The sequence below is a fragment of the Bradyrhizobium sp. MV1.5 genome, assembly GCF_055807615.1.
Window position 1 is genome coordinate 23,391 of the sequence record NZ_JBVVPL010000006.1, and the last position, 15,193, is coordinate 38,583.

Annotated in this window: 18 protein-coding genes; 8 read left to right on the forward strand and 10 right to left on the reverse strand. The window is 63.9% G+C overall.

All coding sequences use genetic code 11. The features are described from left to right. The first annotated feature begins 116 nt into the window (after positions 1 to 116). Together cysE and AC0L2J_RS07715 are read left to right on the forward strand one after the other, a co-directional pair. Positions 117 to 941, forward strand: coding sequence for a serine O-acetyltransferase (gene cysE, locus AC0L2J_RS07710; protein ID WP_007602549.1), 825 nt, complete (start codon positions 117 to 119; stop codon positions 939 to 941). 137 nt (positions 942 to 1,078) lie between these two features. Further along, complete coding sequence (locus AC0L2J_RS07715; protein WP_027567779.1) at positions 1,079 to 1,297, forward strand: DUF3126 family protein; 219 nt, start codon at positions 1,079 to 1,081, stop codon at positions 1,295 to 1,297. A 15-nt stretch (positions 1,298 to 1,312) separates the two neighbouring features. On the opposite strand, the gene AC0L2J_RS07720 is transcribed toward AC0L2J_RS07715, so the two are convergent. Beyond that, the gene (locus tag AC0L2J_RS07720; RefSeq protein ID WP_473388342.1) at positions 1,313 to 2,020 is read right to left on the reverse strand and encodes a hypothetical protein; all 708 of its coding nucleotides are present in this window, start codon (positions 2,018 to 2,020) and stop codon (positions 1,313 to 1,315) included. Positions 2,021 to 2,242: 222 nt separating this feature from the next. Between AC0L2J_RS07720 and AC0L2J_RS07725 the strand changes: the two genes are divergently transcribed. Both AC0L2J_RS07725 and AC0L2J_RS07730 read left to right on the forward strand, forming a co-directional pair. After that, positions 2,243 to 2,572, forward strand: coding sequence for a DUF6949 family protein (locus AC0L2J_RS07725; protein ID WP_007611845.1), 330 nt, complete (start codon positions 2,243 to 2,245; stop codon positions 2,570 to 2,572). A 90-nt stretch (positions 2,573 to 2,662) separates the two neighbouring features. Continuing rightward, positions 2,663 to 3,193, forward strand: coding sequence for a gamma carbonic anhydrase family protein (locus tag AC0L2J_RS07730; RefSeq protein WP_018455332.1), 531 nt, complete (start codon positions 2,663 to 2,665; stop codon positions 3,191 to 3,193). Between the two features lie 2 nt (positions 3,194 to 3,195). Here the strand turns inward: AC0L2J_RS07730 and AC0L2J_RS07735 are convergent, their stop codons facing one another. Next, positions 3,196 to 3,360, reverse strand: coding sequence for a ribosome modulation factor (locus tag AC0L2J_RS07735; protein WP_007611843.1), 165 nt, complete (start codon positions 3,358 to 3,360; stop codon positions 3,196 to 3,198). A gap of 142 nt (positions 3,361 to 3,502) precedes the next feature. Here AC0L2J_RS07735 and AC0L2J_RS07740 point away from each other — a divergent pair, with 142 nt between their 5' ends. Both AC0L2J_RS07740 and AC0L2J_RS07745 read left to right on the forward strand, forming a co-directional pair. Continuing rightward, on the forward strand, positions 3,503 to 3,805 hold the full coding sequence (locus tag AC0L2J_RS07740; protein WP_473388344.1) for a hypothetical protein: 303 nt from the start codon (positions 3,503 to 3,505) through the stop codon (positions 3,803 to 3,805). Between the two features lie 103 nt (positions 3,806 to 3,908). After that, positions 3,909 to 4,277 carry a hypothetical protein gene (locus AC0L2J_RS07745; RefSeq protein WP_007611840.1) on the forward strand — a complete coding sequence of 123 codons (369 nt, stop codon included), beginning with the start codon at positions 3,909 to 3,911 and terminating at the stop codon, positions 4,275 to 4,277. A 180-nt stretch (positions 4,278 to 4,457) separates the two neighbouring features. Here AC0L2J_RS07745 and AC0L2J_RS07750 read toward each other — a convergent pair whose 3' ends face one another. The 6 genes from AC0L2J_RS07750 to AC0L2J_RS07775 all read right to left on the reverse strand — a co-directional run bounded on the left by AC0L2J_RS07750 (position 4,458) and on the right by AC0L2J_RS07775 (position 10,029). Next, on the reverse strand, positions 4,458 to 4,952 hold the full coding sequence (locus tag AC0L2J_RS07750) for a hypothetical protein (protein ID WP_007611837.1): 495 nt from the start codon (positions 4,950 to 4,952) through the stop codon (positions 4,458 to 4,460). Positions 4,953 to 5,128: 176 nt separating this feature from the next. Then, positions 5,129 to 5,860 (reverse strand): aspartate/glutamate racemase family protein, encoded by a 732-nt coding sequence (locus tag AC0L2J_RS07755; protein WP_063995850.1) that lies wholly within the window; start codon positions 5,858 to 5,860, stop codon positions 5,129 to 5,131. Between the two features lie 4 nt (positions 5,861 to 5,864). Next, positions 5,865 to 6,743, reverse strand: a complete 879-nt coding sequence (locus AC0L2J_RS07760) for an ABC transporter permease (RefSeq protein ID WP_007611835.1) — start codon at positions 6,741 to 6,743, stop codon at positions 5,865 to 5,867. Positions 6,744 to 6,746: 3 nt separating this feature from the next. Next, positions 6,747 to 7,706 (reverse strand): ABC transporter permease, encoded by a 960-nt coding sequence (locus AC0L2J_RS07765; RefSeq protein ID WP_007602562.1) that lies wholly within the window; start codon positions 7,704 to 7,706, stop codon positions 6,747 to 6,749. Between the two features lie 4 nt (positions 7,707 to 7,710). Next, the gene (locus AC0L2J_RS07770) at positions 7,711 to 9,000 is read right to left on the reverse strand and encodes an ABC transporter substrate-binding protein (protein WP_007611834.1); all 1,290 of its coding nucleotides are present in this window, start codon (positions 8,998 to 9,000) and stop codon (positions 7,711 to 7,713) included. Between the two features lie 42 nt (positions 9,001 to 9,042). Continuing rightward, entirely contained in the window at positions 9,043 to 10,029 is a 987-nt protein-coding gene (locus AC0L2J_RS07775; protein WP_007611832.1) for an ABC transporter ATP-binding protein, read from the reverse strand. 265 nt (positions 10,030 to 10,294) lie between these two features. On the opposite strand from AC0L2J_RS07775, the gene AC0L2J_RS07780 reads away from it, so the two are divergent. Continuing rightward, positions 10,295 to 11,002, forward strand: a complete 708-nt coding sequence (locus AC0L2J_RS07780) for a GntR family transcriptional regulator (RefSeq protein ID WP_473388348.1) — start codon at positions 10,295 to 10,297, stop codon at positions 11,000 to 11,002. 42 nt (positions 11,003 to 11,044) lie between these two features. On the opposite strand, the gene AC0L2J_RS07785 is transcribed toward AC0L2J_RS07780, so the two are convergent. After that, positions 11,045 to 11,974: a Bug family tripartite tricarboxylate transporter substrate binding protein gene (locus tag AC0L2J_RS07785; RefSeq protein WP_473388350.1), complete on the reverse strand. Its 930-nt coding sequence runs from the start codon at positions 11,972 to 11,974 to the stop codon at positions 11,045 to 11,047. A gap of 163 nt (positions 11,975 to 12,137) precedes the next feature. Continuing rightward, positions 12,138 to 12,950: a helix-turn-helix domain-containing protein gene (locus tag AC0L2J_RS07790; protein ID WP_007611818.1), complete on the reverse strand. Its 813-nt coding sequence runs from the start codon at positions 12,948 to 12,950 to the stop codon at positions 12,138 to 12,140. Between the two features lie 352 nt (positions 12,951 to 13,302). Between AC0L2J_RS07790 and AC0L2J_RS07795 the strand changes: the two genes are divergently transcribed. Continuing rightward, positions 13,303 to 15,054, forward strand: coding sequence for a CYTH and CHAD domain-containing protein (locus AC0L2J_RS07795; protein WP_473388352.1), 1,752 nt, complete (start codon positions 13,303 to 13,305; stop codon positions 15,052 to 15,054). The last annotated feature ends 139 nt before the right edge of the window (positions 15,055 to 15,193 follow it).

The window sequence follows — 15,193 nt, forward strand, 5'->3', positions numbered from 1 at the left end:
TGGTATACTTCCGCGGGGCAACGCACTGTTCACTCTCAGGCAAGCCCGTCAGGACTTTGTCGCCTAGACTGTGTTATAGAACCACCGAAACGAGCCAATTCGAAAGAGCAGATCTCATGGCAGTGCATCAGGTCAATCCGGGAGGAAAGCTCGCAACGCTTGATCCGATCTGGGATCGGATCCGCGGCGAAGCGGAGGACATCGTCCATCGCGAGCCGGAGCTTGCGACCTTCATCTATTCGACGGTGCTGCATCACAGCCGCCTGGAAGATGCGGTGATCCATCGTGTCGCCGACCGGCTCGATCACTCCGCTCTGTCGGGCGATCTCGTGCGCCAGACCTATGACGAGGCGCTGCGCGACGATCCCGATCTCGGCAACGCCTTCCGCGCCGATCTCGTCGCCGTTTACGACCGCGACCCCGCGACCTCGCGCTTCATCGATCCCTTGCTCTATTTCAAGGGCTTTCACGCCATCCAGACCCACCGCCTCGCGCATTGGCTTTATCTGAAGGGCCGCAAGGATTTTGCGTATTATCTGCAGAGCCGGGCGTCTGCGGTATTCCAGACCGACATCAATCCCGCGGCGCGCATCGGCCGCGGCATCTTCCTCGATCACGCCACCGGTTTCGTCTGCGGTGAGACGGCACTTATCGAGGACGACGTCTCGATCCTGCATGGCGTCACGCTCGGCGGCACCGGCAAGGAGAACGAGGACCGTCATCCGAAAATCCGCCACGGCGTCCTGATCGGGGCCGGCGCGAAGATCCTCGGCAACATCGAGATCGGTCATTGCGCGCGCATCGCGGCGGGCTCGGTCGTGGTCAAACCCGTGCCGCACAACGTCACGGTCGCAGGCGTGCCCGCCAAGGTCGTCGGCGAAGCCGGCTGCGCCGAGCCGTCGCGCACCATGGATCAGATGATCAACGCCATGGGACTCTGAGATCGGACTTTGAGCTTGTCGGAAGGGCGGATTTTCCGCCCCTTTCGGTCCCCAAATTCTTTTGGCAATTCATGCTGGCGGTTGGTCGCGTCTCGTCCTAAAACCCCGCCAACCCAGATTTCGATTGGAGACTTGCCGTGGACGTCAAGGAAGTTAGGAAGCTCGACGCGTATCTGAAACGCGTATTCGGCAATTCCAAGATCCGCGTCGTGCCGCGGCCGAAGAAGGACGATTCCGCCGAGGTCTATATCGGCGAGGAATTCATCGGTGTGCTCTTCGTCGATGACGAGGACGACGATCGCTCGTTCCAGTTCCAGATGGCGATCCTCGAGGACGATCTGGTCGATCAGGAATAATCGTCGCCACGATTGTTAGGTCCGCGGTCCGCGCAACCGCGCCGTGAGCCGGTCCATCGCTTCCGCCGCATCGCGCCATTGCGAGAGCCAGCTGCGCGGAAAGCGGAAGGTGAGGTCGGCGCCGCCGACGCGGCGTTCGGCGAGGCACATGCCGGGCGTCGCTCCATCGCGCGTGCAGCGCGCGGTCAGCGCCGGACTTGCGGCAGAATAGAGATCCTCGCTGCCGTAAGGCGTATCGGCGCGGAACACCCGCATCGTCAGCCCGTCCTGGGGCGTTGCCGCGGCCTGGTCGAGATAGCGCGGATAGATCGTGGCTGCGCGCTGCTCGGGCGACATCGCATCGCGATGCGCGGCGATCGACAGGAAGATGCGGTCGATCGGCTGCATCGCCGCATCCACGCTATCGGCGGTGACGTGCTTCGGCGCGCCCGGCGGCTCCAGCGAGGGATACAGGAAGTCGAGATCGATCCGCTCCTGCGGCCCGGAGTGGCGCTGGATCTTCATGCGGATCGCAGTGGTCGGCAGGTTGAACAGCGTGCCGCCGATGCTCACCGGCAGCTTGTCCGGGGCACTCGCGCCGCTCGGACCCCAGGTCGGCCACAACAAGTAGGCGACGAGCGCGACGGCGCACAACGCGGCAGTGCCGCCGAGCACGATCGGGATGACGTGGGCCCGGGTGCGCGCCCGGGGCGATTGAGGGGAGGTTGCCGAAAATACCGTCATGAGCCGCGCGAATGAGCCGGAAGTCGGCCGATGGCCGACGAATCAGCGGCGAATATGCCACGTGGTGGCGATTTCGCGGAGCGTTCGCCGGCTGCAGGGAAGGGAGAGAGGCCTGCGTGGAACGGCCGGCGGCGTTAACCTTCCCTTAAGGATAATGTAGCGTTAACCGGCACTCTTTGTCACAGGAAGGCACCTCGCGTTGCGTAAGGGCGGACCGTTCCGATGACACCTGAAGCTCTCAATACATTCTTCTCGATCGGCATCGGTTTCGCGCTCGCGGGCGCGCTCGTGAGCGGGTACCAGACGGTCGCACAGCGGCCCGCCGGCTTCGGTCTGTTGCAGGACGGCGTGGCGCCGAAGACCTTCGCGGCGGTTCCGTTCCTGGTGTTCGCTGCGCCTTTCATCATCATGCGCAACACCCTGCGCGGCAGGCAGCTGGAGAGCCGCCGCGTCGAATTCGTGATGATGGCGACCGTCATCGCCGGCTTCTGGAGCATGATGAGCGGCACCTTCTTCCTGATGACGCTCCGCGCGGCCGGCGTTCTGGTCTGATGCGCGCGATGTAGGGCTGCCTGCACGGCGGGCCTTTGCGTCGAGGCTGCCGTTTCGCTATGGCTGGGGTTGACCCGACAGGAGATCCTCATGGCGATCTACGAGCTCGACGGGCAGGCGCCCGACCTTCCCGCCGACGGCAACTACTTCATCGCGGAGACCGCCACCGTGATCGGCCGCGTGCGCCTGAAGCCGGGCGCGAGCGTCTGGTTCGGCGCGGTGCTGCGCGGCGACAATGAGTGGATCGAGATCGGCGAGGGCGCCAACGTACAGGACGGCTCGACCTGCCACACCGATCTCGGTTTTCCGCTTCAGATCGGCAGGAACTGTACGGTCGGCCATAACGTCATCCTGCACGGCTGCACCATCGAGGAGGGCGCACTCGTCGGCATGGGCTCCATCGTGATGAACGGCGCCAGGATCGGCCGCAACAGCATCGTCGGCGCCGGCTCCGTCATCACTGAGGGCAAGGAATTCCCCGAACGGTCCCTGATCATCGGTTCGCCGGCGCGGGTGATCCGCACGCTCGACGACGCCCAGGTGCAGAAGATGGGCAGCGCCGCGAAGTTCTACGTGGCGAACGGCCCGCGCTTCACGAAGGGCCTCAAGCGGATCGGGTGAGCTCAGCTTCCTTCGGACTCGCGCGCTTCTATTGCGCTTGCGACCTTCTCGTGCCCCGCGGACCAAAGGGCATGCTCGTCGCTGCCGTCCTGGTACGGATTGGCTTCCGCCGGAATATTTTGACGCGCCGCGCGTTCGCCTTCTGCGAAAGCATCGCGATCGTTCATCGTGACTGCGCCTTTCTGTTTCCGGAGCAGAAGATCAGCTTGAGCGTGATCGTGCCCGCCTTCCCAGTTTCAAGCTGATGCGACGGCATTTGTTCCGGAACTGGTTATTGCTGCGGCGGTTGACCGGCGAAGGAGAATTTCAATGGCCAGATTGCCCACAGCCCGTTCAATCAAGACCGTGATCGTGATCTTCGCCCTTGCCGCGATGCCGGCCGTATCGTTCGCGCAAGCCACCGGCGGCACTGCGGGATCGGCCGGAAGTGTCGCCAATTCTCCGGCGCCTGCGCCCGGCACCAACAGTCTGGGTACGGCTCAATCATCGGGAGCGAATGGCGCCTCCGGAACCACCACCGGGACCGGCGCAGGTGGATCCACAGAGGCCGCCGTCAACGCCGAGAACCGGCTGCTCGACAAGAAGCTCAAGAGCATCTGCCGCGGCTGCTGATGCTCGCGCGGAAGTGAGACAGTGAGGCTGTCAGGAACGCCGCAAGCCAATTAGCTTGGTCCTGCTTTGAGGCGTGGAGCGTCTCCACGCGGAGGATCGAGTGATGTTACGGAAGATGATGTTGACGGCGCTGGCCGTGGTGGCGGTTGGGTTGTCGATGCCGCAGGCGGCACAAGCGGGCGGTCACGGCGGCTGGGGCCATGGCGGCGGTGGCTGGGGCCATGGTGGCGGCTGGGGTCATGGCGGCCATTGGCATGGCGGTGGCTTCTGGCCGGGCGTCGCCATCGGGGCGGGTATCGCCGGCGCCGGTTACTACGGCGGCTATTACGGCTACGGTTACCCCTCCTACGGCAGTTCCTATTACTACGGTACCGGATACGATGATGGCGGTTATGGTGGCTGTTACGTCGTCCGCAAGCGCGTGATGACGCCTGCGGGATGGCGATACCGTCGCGTCGACGTCTGCGAATGAGGCGGGAGGATCTGGGCCACTAAAAAACAAGGCCGTTGACGCAATATACCGTCAACGACCTTGCCAGCCCCGGACATTGAAATCGGCTCACGCCATCCGGTAACGGCGAGCATCGCTTGGAATCATACGGGCGAATGTGATCCAGTTCACAAGTCCAAAAATTTAGGCGGCGCCGACTGATCAGCCGCGGGAGCGCTTGCGTGCGCTGGCCTGGACGCGGTGCCGTGCAGGTTTCCTGCGGGTAACCGAGGGAGCCTCCGCCTCGGTCGCCCGGGCGCTGGCAAAGGATTGCCGCAGGCCGTCGATGGACTCGTTGAGTGTCGCGACCTGCTCGGACAGACGCTTGGTGTCGGCCTGCTGGAATGCGAGCAAGCGCTTCACACTCTGGAGCTGGTCCTGCACGACCTGGAGCTGGTCAATCGATTCCTGCTGGGTTGCTTCCAGCCCCTTGGTCTTCTCGACCAGTTGCTCGGAGGCCTGTGCGGTGCGAGCCTGTAGCTGCCGCGTCGCCACCACCCGGTCGGTCTCGGGAGCTGATCCGGTATAGGCGCGCCAGATCGCGATCGAGGTCACACCGGCGATCAGCAGGAGGAGGGCGGCGGCGGTCAGCGCGATCGGCTGGGCGCCGAGGCGAAGAAGCGGGTTGGACGGTGCGTCCTCTGCGAGATCGATCATCGCTGACAAAGCCCAAATTGAAACTTGGTGAGTGGCGAAGACCGGCAACCCTGAGGCCGCCGGGTGTCCCGAAAGCGTTACATTTCGGCAAGGAATGGGACCAAAAAGAGGCCAAGAGCAAAAATACCAGCAATCAGGAGGCCTTGAGGCCTCCGAACGCGCGTCAGGGGCGGAGATCAGGGCTGAAACGGCGAAAACGGACCCGAATAAGTCTTCGATCGGGGCGCCGCGTAGGGCCCGAGCCGGGAGGTCTTCAGTCCCAGTCGCACCAGTGATTCCGCCAAGGTCACCGCGGCGGCGACGCCGTCGATCACGGGGAGGCCGTGCGTGGCGGCGAGTTCATTGGCGAGATCGGCCATGCCGGCGCAACCGAGCACGATGGCCTCCGCGCGGTCGTCGCGGATCGCGGCCGTGATTTCGGTACAGATTTTTGCGAGCGCATCGGTGTTGCGCTCCTCGAGCGCGAGCACCGGCACCTCGGCGGCGCGGACGCGGACGCAGCGATTGGCGAGGCCGTATTTCCGCAAATTATGTTCGATCGGCACGATGGAGACACCGAGTGTCGTCACCACGGCGAAGCGCGCGGCGATCAGGCTCGCCATGTGGAAGCCCGCCTCGCCAATGCCGATGACGGGTGCCTTTGCCGCGGCGCGTGCGGCGTCGAGGCCGGTGTCGTCGAAGCAGGCGATGACATGCGCATCCGCGCCGTCGCGGTCGGCCTCGCGGATGCAGCCGAGCATGCCCGGCACCGCGAACGCCTCGTCGTAAAATCCCTCGATCGAGACCGGGCCCATCGTGGGCTGGCGCGCGTCGATCAATGTGTCGGGCAGGGCGATGTTGCGCGCCGCGGCGGCGATCTTCGCCGTCATCGACGCCGTGGTGTTGGGGTTGACGACGTGGAGTCGCATCAGATCAGACAAGCCCTTTGCCGGCGTCCGAGCCTTTGGCCGCCTGCCGCCTGTTCAACATGTGGATGGTGCCGAGCGCAAGGCTGATCACCGTGAACGAGACGGCGGAGATCACGGTGCCGAGCGCATAGATGTCGGGGTTGGTCACGGTGGTGGTGAGGCCCTGGAGATCGAGCGGCAGCGTGTTCACCGCACCGATCGCCTGGCTGGAGCGTGCGAGCTCGTCCCAGGAGAGGGTGAAGCCGAACAGGCCGATACCGATCACCGAAGGCAGGATGATCGGCAGCACGACATGACGGAAGGCCTGCCACGGCGTCGCGCCGAGATCGCGCGCGGCTTCCTCAAGGCGCGGGTCGAAGCGGTTGAAGATCGCGAACATGATGAGGAGGCCGAACGGCAGCGTCCAGGTCAAATGTGCACCGAGGCCCGAGGTGAGCAGGCCCATCGAGGTTTCGAAATTCTCGTTGATGGTGCCCTTGATCAGATCGTCGATGATGCGGAATTCAAGCGAGATGCCGAGCGAAGTGATGATCGAGGGCACGATGAGGCTCGCGATCGCGGAGTAGAACAGGATGCTTTGCGCCTTGAACTTGCGGCGAAACGCCATGCCGGCGGCGACCGACAGCACGACGGTGACGATCATCACGATAATGCCGAGCAGCAGCGAGCGGCGAAAGGCCGCGCCGAGATCGACGATGCCGGTGCCCTGGAACAATTTTGCGATCCAGAAAGTCGACACGCCGTTCATCGGGAAGGTGAGGCCACCCTGCGGCCCCTGGAATGACAGCACATAGATCGCGATCATCGGGCCGTAGAGGAACAGCGTGTAGGCCGCGAAGAAGATCGCGAGCACGTAGAAAGAGCGCGGGCGTCCTTCCTTCATGCTCTAGAGCTCCTTCTTGATGTCGACGATGCGCGACATCATGGTGATGATCAGGAAGGTGATGACGAGCAGGATCACGGCGTTGGCCGCTGCTGCCGGGAATTGCAGCGCATTCACCCGCGTCTCGATGATCTTGCCGGCGGCCGCGATCTGCTGCCCGCCCATCACGCCGATGGTGATGAAGTCGCCCATCACGATGGTGATGACGAAGATCGAGCCGATCACGATGCCGGGCTTGGCGAGCGGGATGATGACGTTGACCAGCGTCTGGAAGCCGGTCGCGCCGGCGTCATAGGCGGCCTCGATCAGCGATTTGTCGATGCGCACCATCGAGTTGAAGATCGGCACCACCATGAAGAAGGTGAAGAGGTGAACCAGCGCCAGCACCACGGAGAATTCGGAGAACAGCAGCCATTCAACGGGATGGTTGATCAGCCCCGTCTTCACCAAGCCTGAGTTGACAAGGCCATTGCGCCCGAGCAGCGGAATCCAGGCGATCATGCGGATCACGTTGGAGGTCCAGAACGGGATCGTGCAGAGCAGCGACAGTCCCATCTGCCAGGTTTTCGACTTGACGTGGAAGGCGAGGAAGTAGGCGACCCAGAAGCCGATGAAGAGGGTGATGACCCACACGAGGAAGCACAGCTTCAGTGTCTTCAGATAAGTCTTGGCGATGGTGCAGAGATCGGGGAGCTGCGCGATGCAGCCCTCGAACGTGTCGGTGTAGCCGCGGCCCGAGAAGGCCGGCAGCAACTGGTATTCGTTGTAGTCCCAGAACGAGACGATGACGACGAAGACGAGCGGGATCAGGAAGAAGGCGAGGAACACCAGCATCATCGGCCCGGCCTGAAGCCAGGAGATGAAGGACGGCGACAGCCGCGCCGCTTTGCTGCGGCGCGCCGTCTCCGATCCCCGGACCAGGTCCGGGGATGCCTGTTGCAAAATGTCCTCCGACGTGTCCATCAGGTTACGCCGCGATGAACTCGTTCCACTTGCGGACCATGTAGTCGTTCTCGTCCATCACGGCGTTCCAGCACGCGACGCCGCCCATGCGGTCCTCGTAGGAGCCGCCGTCGCGCACGGCGCCGGCCTTTTCCAGCAGCGAGCCGTCGGGCGCCTTGATGTCCTTCTCGGCCGCCTTGCCTTCCATCCAGTAGGCCCACTCGTAAGGCTCCATATGCGCCTTCGCGGTGGAGAGCACGGCTGAGTAGTAGCCCTGGCGGTTGAGATAGGCGCCGGCGTAGCCGGACAGGAACCAGTTGACGAACTCATAGGCCCATTCGAGCTTCGCACCCGAGACGCCCTTGGAGACGCAGAAGCCCGAAGCCCAGGAGCGATAGCCTTCCTTGAGCGGCTGGAAGGTGCAGGCAATGCCCATCGAGCGGACCTTCGTCACCGCCGGCGACCACATCGACTGGATGACGGTCTCGCCCGAGGCCATCAGGTTGACGCTCTCGTTGAAGTCTTTCCAGAAGGCGCGGAACTGACCGGCCTTCTTGGCCTCGGTCATCACCTTCATGGTGAGATCGATCTCTTCCTTGGTCATGTTGCCCTTGTCGGCATATTTGTACTTGCCGGTGGCTTCCACGACCATCGCGGCATCCATGATGCCGATCGAGGGGATGTTGAGGATCGAGGCCTTGCCCTTGAACTCAGGGTTAAGCAACTCGGCCCACGAGCTGATCGGACGCTTGATGATGTCGGGACGGATGCCGAGCGTGTCGGCGTTGTAGACGGTCGGGATCAGGGTGACGAATTCGGTGGCGGACGTCGCGAATTTCTTTGAATCCTTGCCTTCGAGATAGAGCACCTTCCAGGGCGCGGTGCCCTGGTTGCCGATCTTCTTGCCACCGGGCGTCTGGCCCTTGGTGAAGACGGGCGTGATGTTGTCGAATTCCTTGATCTTCCTGGCATCGAGCGCAAGAATGTTGCCCGACGGCACCAGCTTCTTCAGCGAGAAGTATTCGGTGTCGAGCACGTCGAAGGAATTCGGCTGGGTCATCACGCGCTTGGTGACGTCGTCGGTGGTCGCGGTGATGTATTCGATCTTGATGCCGGTGTCCTTCAGGCACTGCTTGGAGATGTCGTCGCCCTCGTTCACCGCGGTGCCGAGATAGCGCAGCACCTTCGGCTCGGCCGACATCACATAGGGAAAGCCGGTGATGGCGCCGGAGCCGGCGGCAAGGCCGGCGAGACCCGCGGTGCTCTTCAGTAGCGTGCGGCGGCTAAGGCCCTTCTTCCTGGTCGTTTCGGTCATATCACTCACTCCTCTGTTGCGCATTCCGGTGATTGATCGGCGCTATTGCAGACGTTGCGCCTTGGCGGGATCCCAGGTAGCCAGCACGCGATCGCCCGGCCGGAACTGGTGGACGTCGAAGGCAGCCTCGGGAAGGTGGGAGAACAGGGCGGTCCCGTCTTCGAGCGTGAGCGAGACGGCGATGTAGGAGCCCTGGTACTCGGTCTGGGTCAGCAGCGCCGGCGCGCCGACCGCGCCGTCGGCGATCGGCACGATGCCGAGCTGATCGGCGCGCACGGCGATGAGTTTGCCTGCGTCGCTGAGGACGTTGTGACCGCCGATGAAGCGCGCCACGAATTCGGTGCGGGGATGATGGAAGATGTCGCGGGCACTTCCCTGCTGTTCGATCCTGCCCTGGTTCATCACCACGATGTGGTCGGCGAGCGCCATCGCCTCTTCCTGGCCGTGCGTGACCTGAACGAAGCTGATGCCGAGTTCGCGCTGCAGCCGCTTCAGTTCGCCCCGCATCTTCACCCGCAGGAACGGATCGAGTGCCGAGAGCGGCTCGTCGAGCAACAGGATCTGCGGCTCGGTGATCAGCGCGCGGGCGAGCGCGACGCGCTGCTGCTGGCCGCCGGAGAGCTGTGCGGGGAGGCGGGCCGCGTAGGGCGTCATCGCCACCAGCTCGAGCAACTCGCCGGCGCGCTTGTGCCGCGTCGCCCGGTCGATGCCGCGCATTTTCAGGGCAAACGCCACGTTGTCGAGCACGCTGAGGTGCGGAAACAGCGCGTAAGACTGGAACATCATCGCCGTGCCGCGCTTGGCGGGTTCGAGATCGGTGACGTTCTGCGGGCCCAGGATGATGTCGCCTTCGCTGACCGCCTCGTGGCCGGCGATCATGCGCAAGGTCGAGGTTTTGCCGCAGCCGGAGGGGCCGAGCAGGCAACAATAGGTGCCGGCCGGGATCTTCAAATTGACGGTGTCGACCGCCAGCGTCGTGTCGTAGCGCTTGCTGACGGCGACCAGTTCGAGGGCGGCGGGAGTGGCCATGGCGTGTCCGGGGCGAGGGCGATGCTGCGCCTCTCTCCGCAAGGTCCATGCCAATCGCGCTTGAATCGTTCTCGGCCGGCCGAATTCCCAAACAGTGCAGCGGAGTCAGATCGTTAGACCGAATCCCACGGGCGTGGGCGGCTCGTGGCCTTCGCAGTTGCGTGCACACAAAACAGGCGCGGATTGTATAAAGTTTCGCCTGTGATTGGATACAGCTGGTCGATTAGGATTCGACGCCATCTTCGACGATCGAGTCCTCACCCCCATGGCCGCCAAGTCCCGACCGAAATCCGACGCGCCAGATGCGAGCGATCGCGTCAGCCGCATCCGGGAAGGCGTGACCGCGGCGATCCTCGAGCATCGCCTGCTGCCCGGCACGAAACTCGGTGAGGACGAGATCGGCGAGATCTACGGAGCAAGCCGAACGCTGGTTCGCACCGCGCTGCAACAGCTCGCCCATGAGGGCATCGTCAACATCGAGAAGAACCGCGGCGCCTTCGTCGCGCGGCCGACGCCTGCGGACGCGCGCGAAGTGTTCGAGGCGCGCCGCCTGATCGAGCCGACGATCGTCGATCACGCCGTTGACGCGGTGTCGCCGGCCTGGATCGGGCGTCTCCAGCGGCATCTTGCCGAGGAACGCGAGGCGGAGCTGCGTGGCGACGCGCGTGCTTCGGTCCGCCTCTCCGGCGACTTCCATCGACTCGTCGCCGAGATGAGTGGCCACAGCATCTATCTCAGTTTTCTCAAGGAGCTGATTGCCCGCTCCTCGCTCATCATCCTGCTCTACCGCCGGCACGACACGCCGGCCTGCGGCACCGATCATCACGCCGGGATCGTCGCCGCGATCCGCAAATGCGACAGGGAGGCCGCGCGCGCGCAGATGTTGTCGCATCTGAACGAGATCGAGGCCGAGCTGTTCCTGAAGGATCCCGCCGCCGACGAGTTACGGCTCGCGGACGTGCTCGGGGTCTGAGCTCAACGAGGCGCGTCCGCACCCGGGTGGGCGCGGCGGCGGCTATTGCGGCTCCAAACCGAGAGTCTTGATCGACTCGAGCCAGACCGGCCCTTCCTTTTCGTAGAGCGCAATCGAGGATGCGCGATCCATGGCCGGCTGGTCGACGCCGAAGGCATCGAGCAGCTTCTGCACGCGCTCCGTCTTGCCGCCTTCGACCATCAGCTTGGCGAGCATGTCGATCCGGTCTGCCGGCATCGCAGCGGGCGCCACCAGCGCGGTAAAGCTGATCAGCTGGAAGACATTGCCGGTGACCCCTTGTTCGGTAAACGTCCTGGTCTCGGGCAGCTTCTTCATGCGCACCGGCGTCGGCACGGCAATCGGGCGGCCGATGCCGGTATCGAGCACCGGCAGCGCAGCCTGATAGCTGCCGACCGCCGCCTGGATCACCCCGGCGGCCAGATCCTGCCACATCGGCGCTTCGCCGCGGTAATGCACGATGGAAATGTCGAGACCGAATTGGCGGTTGAGCTCGGCGATCGCAATGTGCGCGAACGAGCCGATCCCGTACGAGCCGGCCGTGACCTTGTTGCCACGTGCGTACGCGACGAACTCTGCGATCGTCTTTGCATTGGTGGCGGAGTGGACCACCAACGGCAGATGCCCCGAAGGCGTCACCGCGACGATCGTGAAATCCTTGTCCGGATCATAGGCCAGCGATTTCAGCAGCAGCCGGTTACCGAGCAGGGTGGACGAGATCGTGTACATCAGCGTGTAACCGTCGGCCGGGGAATCCTTCACCGACTGTGCCGCCAGCGCGCCGCTGGCTCCGGTTTTGTTTTCGACGATGACCGGCTGGCCAAGCTTCTGCGAGATATACTCGCCATAGGCGCGGGCGAAGGCATCGGTGATGCCGCCTGCCGGCGTCGAGACGACGATCCTGATTGCCCGGGTCGGCCAGGCTTCGGCCCAAGCCGTTTCAGAAGCGGCCAACGTCAGGCATGCAATCGCGGCAGCCCAAATTCTCGCGGATGTCCGCACTTCGGCCTCCCCTTGTCCCTGTGTCATTGGGCAGCCGGCAGCCGCCGCAACGAGGTGTCACACGGGCGAGGAGGAGGGTCAAGAAATCAAAATATCGTTTCACCGTGTGAAATGATCATCGCCGACCTGCAGGAGAACCCGGCGCAGCAAGCTTGGCGCCGAGCGCCTCGGCAAGTGCGGAAGCGACCTTCTTCATCGGAGGTACGAAGCGGCGGATGCCTTCCTCCGGACTGACTGCTTCGCGGAGCATCATGACGTTCATGCTGCCGAACAGCCGGTTCTGAAGCGCGACGGGAACGCCAAGCGCCCAGACTGCGCCGCCGAAGATACTGCGGCTGTAGCTGTCGTCCATCACCGCGAACCCGGCTTTGCGGATCGTGCGCAGCGCCTTGGTGAGCTTGTCGGGATTGCGGGCCAGATCGTTCCAGGGCTCCGGACCGAGGGCAAGCCGCGCGGCAATGCGCTCCTGCTCGGCGGGCTCGCAGAAGGCGAGATAGGCGCGTCCCATCGAGGTGCCGAGGACGGGAAAGCGAAAACCCGGCGGACGGCTGAACAGCAGCGATCCGTCCACGCGCGTCGTGTGGGCGATGACCATGGACTCCTGATCGAGCACCGCGATGTCCGACGGCCAGTGGATTTGCTTGCGGAATTTGTTGAGGATGGGTTCGGCGATGCCGCCAATCCAGGTCGGCTCATCATAGCCTGCGCTGAGCAGCAGCGCCCGTCCCGTCGGCGCGTAGCTGGCGGGCTCGGTACGGCGTACCACATAGCCTTCGTGCTCCAGCGTCTCGAGCATGCGGACGATCGTTGACTTGTTCAGCCCCGTCGCTTTGTGCAGCGAGCCGACGGTCGACTGCCGTTCCTGATTGATCACACGCAGGACCTCGAGGCCCCTGGACAACGCGATGACGGGGCGGAACGACGTCATGGCAGCTCCTTGTGATTGCCTGTGCCGCTACCCAATGAAGCAACCGCCGGATCAGTCAACAGAGGTGATATTGTGACGCCAGGGATAGGGTAGCCGCTCGACGCCATGGCCTTATCGATTGCGGGAAGGCTGGAATGAGTCAAGCTCGCTGACGCGTTCATTTCGGTTTCGAGAAGGGCGGGATTCGCAGTCAAGTCGATCGCTTGCTGCGCCGGTGGCAATTTAGTTCCTGTGGTCAAGCCGCTCGCAGCTCGTGTGGACGGTGGGGCACTGCGACGTAACGTGACTATTCTTCGCGAGCCGCACCGGCTATAGGATGGCGCTCTGTCATCGAACTGTCATGTTACCGTAAATGCTGAAGTCAGACGCAACGCCGGTTCGCAAGGCTCCGAGCGCGCGGGATGGGAATCCTGCTGCGAGGGACAACAAGAGAACGCAAGTCGTCGCCGGCTTCTTCAGGCAGCGTGAACCAACCGAACTCGTCGCGGAACCTGTGATCGATCAGACGCCGTCGCAAGACGCGGAACCGGCAACGGAACTACTCCGGTCGAGCGCTGCCGCGCATGGTGCCGGTGAGATCGAGCTCAAGCTTCTCGTCGATGCCGATCGCATGGCGCATTTCAACGCCGCGCCTGTGATCGCGATCAACGCGCGCAACAAGGGCACGCGCAAGCGGCTCAAGTCGGTGTATTATGACACGCCGAAGCGGACACTTCGGCGCAACGGATTGAGCCTGCGCGTTCGTCAGAGCGGTGCGCGCTTCGTGCAAACCGTGAAGACCGATGCGGTGGACGATCCGCTCCGCCGCGGTGAGTGGGAGGCGAGCGTGCCTTCGCTTGCGCCCGATCTCGCTTTGGCAATGCCCTTCATCCCCGAGAAGCTTCGCGGCCACCTGGAAGCGCAGCCGCTCGATGCGGTCTTCACAGCCGATGTCCATCGCCACGCGCGGCTGATCGACCTGCCGTCAGGAACGGTCGAGATCGCCTTCGACCAGGGCGTGCTGACGGCCGCCGATCGGTCGCAACGGGTGAGCGAGATCGAACTTGAACTCAAGAGCGGCAGCGCGAGCGCGGTCTACGAGATTGCGTTGCGGCTCGCGGAGCACGGCGACGTAAAGCCGTCCATCCGCACCAAGTCGGCTCGTGGCTTCGACCTTGCCGCCGACAAGCCGCCCTCGGTGCGACGCCCGCGAAAACTTCGCCTCGATGCGTCGGTGACGCTCGACGAGGTCTTCGCCACGATTCTGCGTTCCTGCTTCCTCCATTTGCTTCAGTCGCTGCCGGCTGCCGAGGATGGCCGCAATCCGGAAGGAATCCATCAGCTGCGCGTCTCGCTGCGCCGGCTGCGGTCGGTGCTGGATCTGATGCGTTCGGCGGGCGTGTCGAGCAATGTCGATACGCTGCGAACCGAAGCCAAATGGCTGGCGCAGGATTTGTCCGCCGCGCGCGACTGGGACGTGTTCCAGATCGAGACCTTGCCGACGATCGCTACAGCCTGTCCGTCGGTCGCGGGCTTCGATGCGCTGGGCCTGGCTGCGGCCGGGCGCCAGTCCGACGCCTATCGCAAGGCGCATGGCGCCCTCGAAGATCGCCGCTGCGCCATGTTCCTGCTCGGCCTCGGCAACTGGATCGAGGCGCGCGGCTGGCGCAACGACGTCGCCACCGAGGATCTCGGCCAACTCGCCGAACCCGCGGCCGACTTCGCGGCACGCATCCTGTCGGCGCAATACGCCAAGGTGCTCAAGCGCGGCCGCCGCTTCAAGTCGCTTTCCGCCGAAGGTCTGCACCGTGTACGGCTCGCGACCAAGCGGCTGCGCTATCTCAGCGAGTTTCTGCTGCCGCTGTTCGCAGACCGCAAATCCACGCGAAAATTTTCGCGCAGGCTCGCCGGCTTGCAGGAGCAGCTTGGCGCGTTCAACGACATGGCGGTCACGGCATCATTGCTCGACCGGCTTGATGCCGAGCCTGACTGCGCCATCGCCGCGGCGGCGATTGCCGGCTGGCAGGCGCGCGCGTCGATCGGGGTGCAGCCCGCCCTGCAAAGCACATGGCGCGATTTCACCGCCGCGCGCGTGCCCTGGTCGCGGCAGACGCCGCAGAACTAGGCGAAGTACGTCCCCAAAAAAGTTGCGGCCAGCCATTGGGGGATGGCTGGCCGCGCGCGCAACGGTCAGGGACGGGGAGGGGGGGGGATGTGACCGGGTAGCGGGTGGGGTTTGGTTTTGTGTAAGGATTCCATGAGCG

Excerpts from the sequence above, each read along its gene's own strand:
- AC0L2J_RS07780 (WP_473388348.1), top strand. The coding sequence starts at position 10,295 with ATGGCCGCCAAGTCCCGACCGAAATCCGACGCGCCAGATGCGAGCGAT.
- cysE (WP_007602549.1), top strand. The coding sequence starts at position 117 with ATGGCAGTGCATCAGGTCAATCCGGGAGGAAAGCTCGCAACGCTTGAT.
- AC0L2J_RS07765 (WP_007602562.1), bottom strand. The coding sequence starts at position 7,706 with ATGGACACGTCGGAGGACATTTTGCAACAGGCATCCCCGGACCTGGTC.
- AC0L2J_RS07770 (WP_007611834.1), bottom strand. The coding sequence starts at position 9,000 with ATGACCGAAACGACCAGGAAGAAGGGCCTTAGCCGCCGCACGCTACTG.
- AC0L2J_RS07755 (WP_063995850.1), bottom strand. The coding sequence starts at position 5,860 with ATGCGACTCCACGTCGTCAACCCCAACACCACGGCGTCGATGACGGCG.
- AC0L2J_RS07735 (WP_007611843.1), bottom strand. The coding sequence starts at position 3,360 with ATGAACGATCGCGATGCTTTCGCAGAAGGCGAACGCGCGGCGCGTCAA.
- AC0L2J_RS07740 (WP_473388344.1), top strand. The coding sequence starts at position 3,503 with ATGGCCAGATTGCCCACAGCCCGTTCAATCAAGACCGTGATCGTGATC.
- AC0L2J_RS07775 (WP_007611832.1), bottom strand. The coding sequence starts at position 10,029 with ATGGCCACTCCCGCCGCCCTCGAACTGGTCGCCGTCAGCAAGCGCTAC.
- AC0L2J_RS07725 (WP_007611845.1), top strand. The coding sequence starts at position 2,243 with ATGACACCTGAAGCTCTCAATACATTCTTCTCGATCGGCATCGGTTTC.
- AC0L2J_RS07795 (WP_473388352.1), top strand. The coding sequence starts at position 13,303 with ATGCTGAAGTCAGACGCAACGCCGGTTCGCAAGGCTCCGAGCGCGCGG.
- AC0L2J_RS07750 (WP_007611837.1), bottom strand. The coding sequence starts at position 4,952 with ATGATCGATCTCGCAGAGGACGCACCGTCCAACCCGCTTCTTCGCCTC.
- AC0L2J_RS07760 (WP_007611835.1), bottom strand. The coding sequence starts at position 6,743 with ATGAAGGAAGGACGCCCGCGCTCTTTCTACGTGCTCGCGATCTTCTTC.
- AC0L2J_RS07745 (WP_007611840.1), top strand. The coding sequence starts at position 3,909 with ATGTTACGGAAGATGATGTTGACGGCGCTGGCCGTGGTGGCGGTTGGG.
- AC0L2J_RS07730 (WP_018455332.1), top strand. The coding sequence starts at position 2,663 with ATGGCGATCTACGAGCTCGACGGGCAGGCGCCCGACCTTCCCGCCGAC.
- AC0L2J_RS07720 (WP_473388342.1), bottom strand. The coding sequence starts at position 2,020 with ATGACGGTATTTTCGGCAACCTCCCCTCAATCGCCCCGGGCGCGCACC.
- AC0L2J_RS07790 (WP_007611818.1), bottom strand. The coding sequence starts at position 12,950 with ATGACGTCGTTCCGCCCCGTCATCGCGTTGTCCAGGGGCCTCGAGGTC.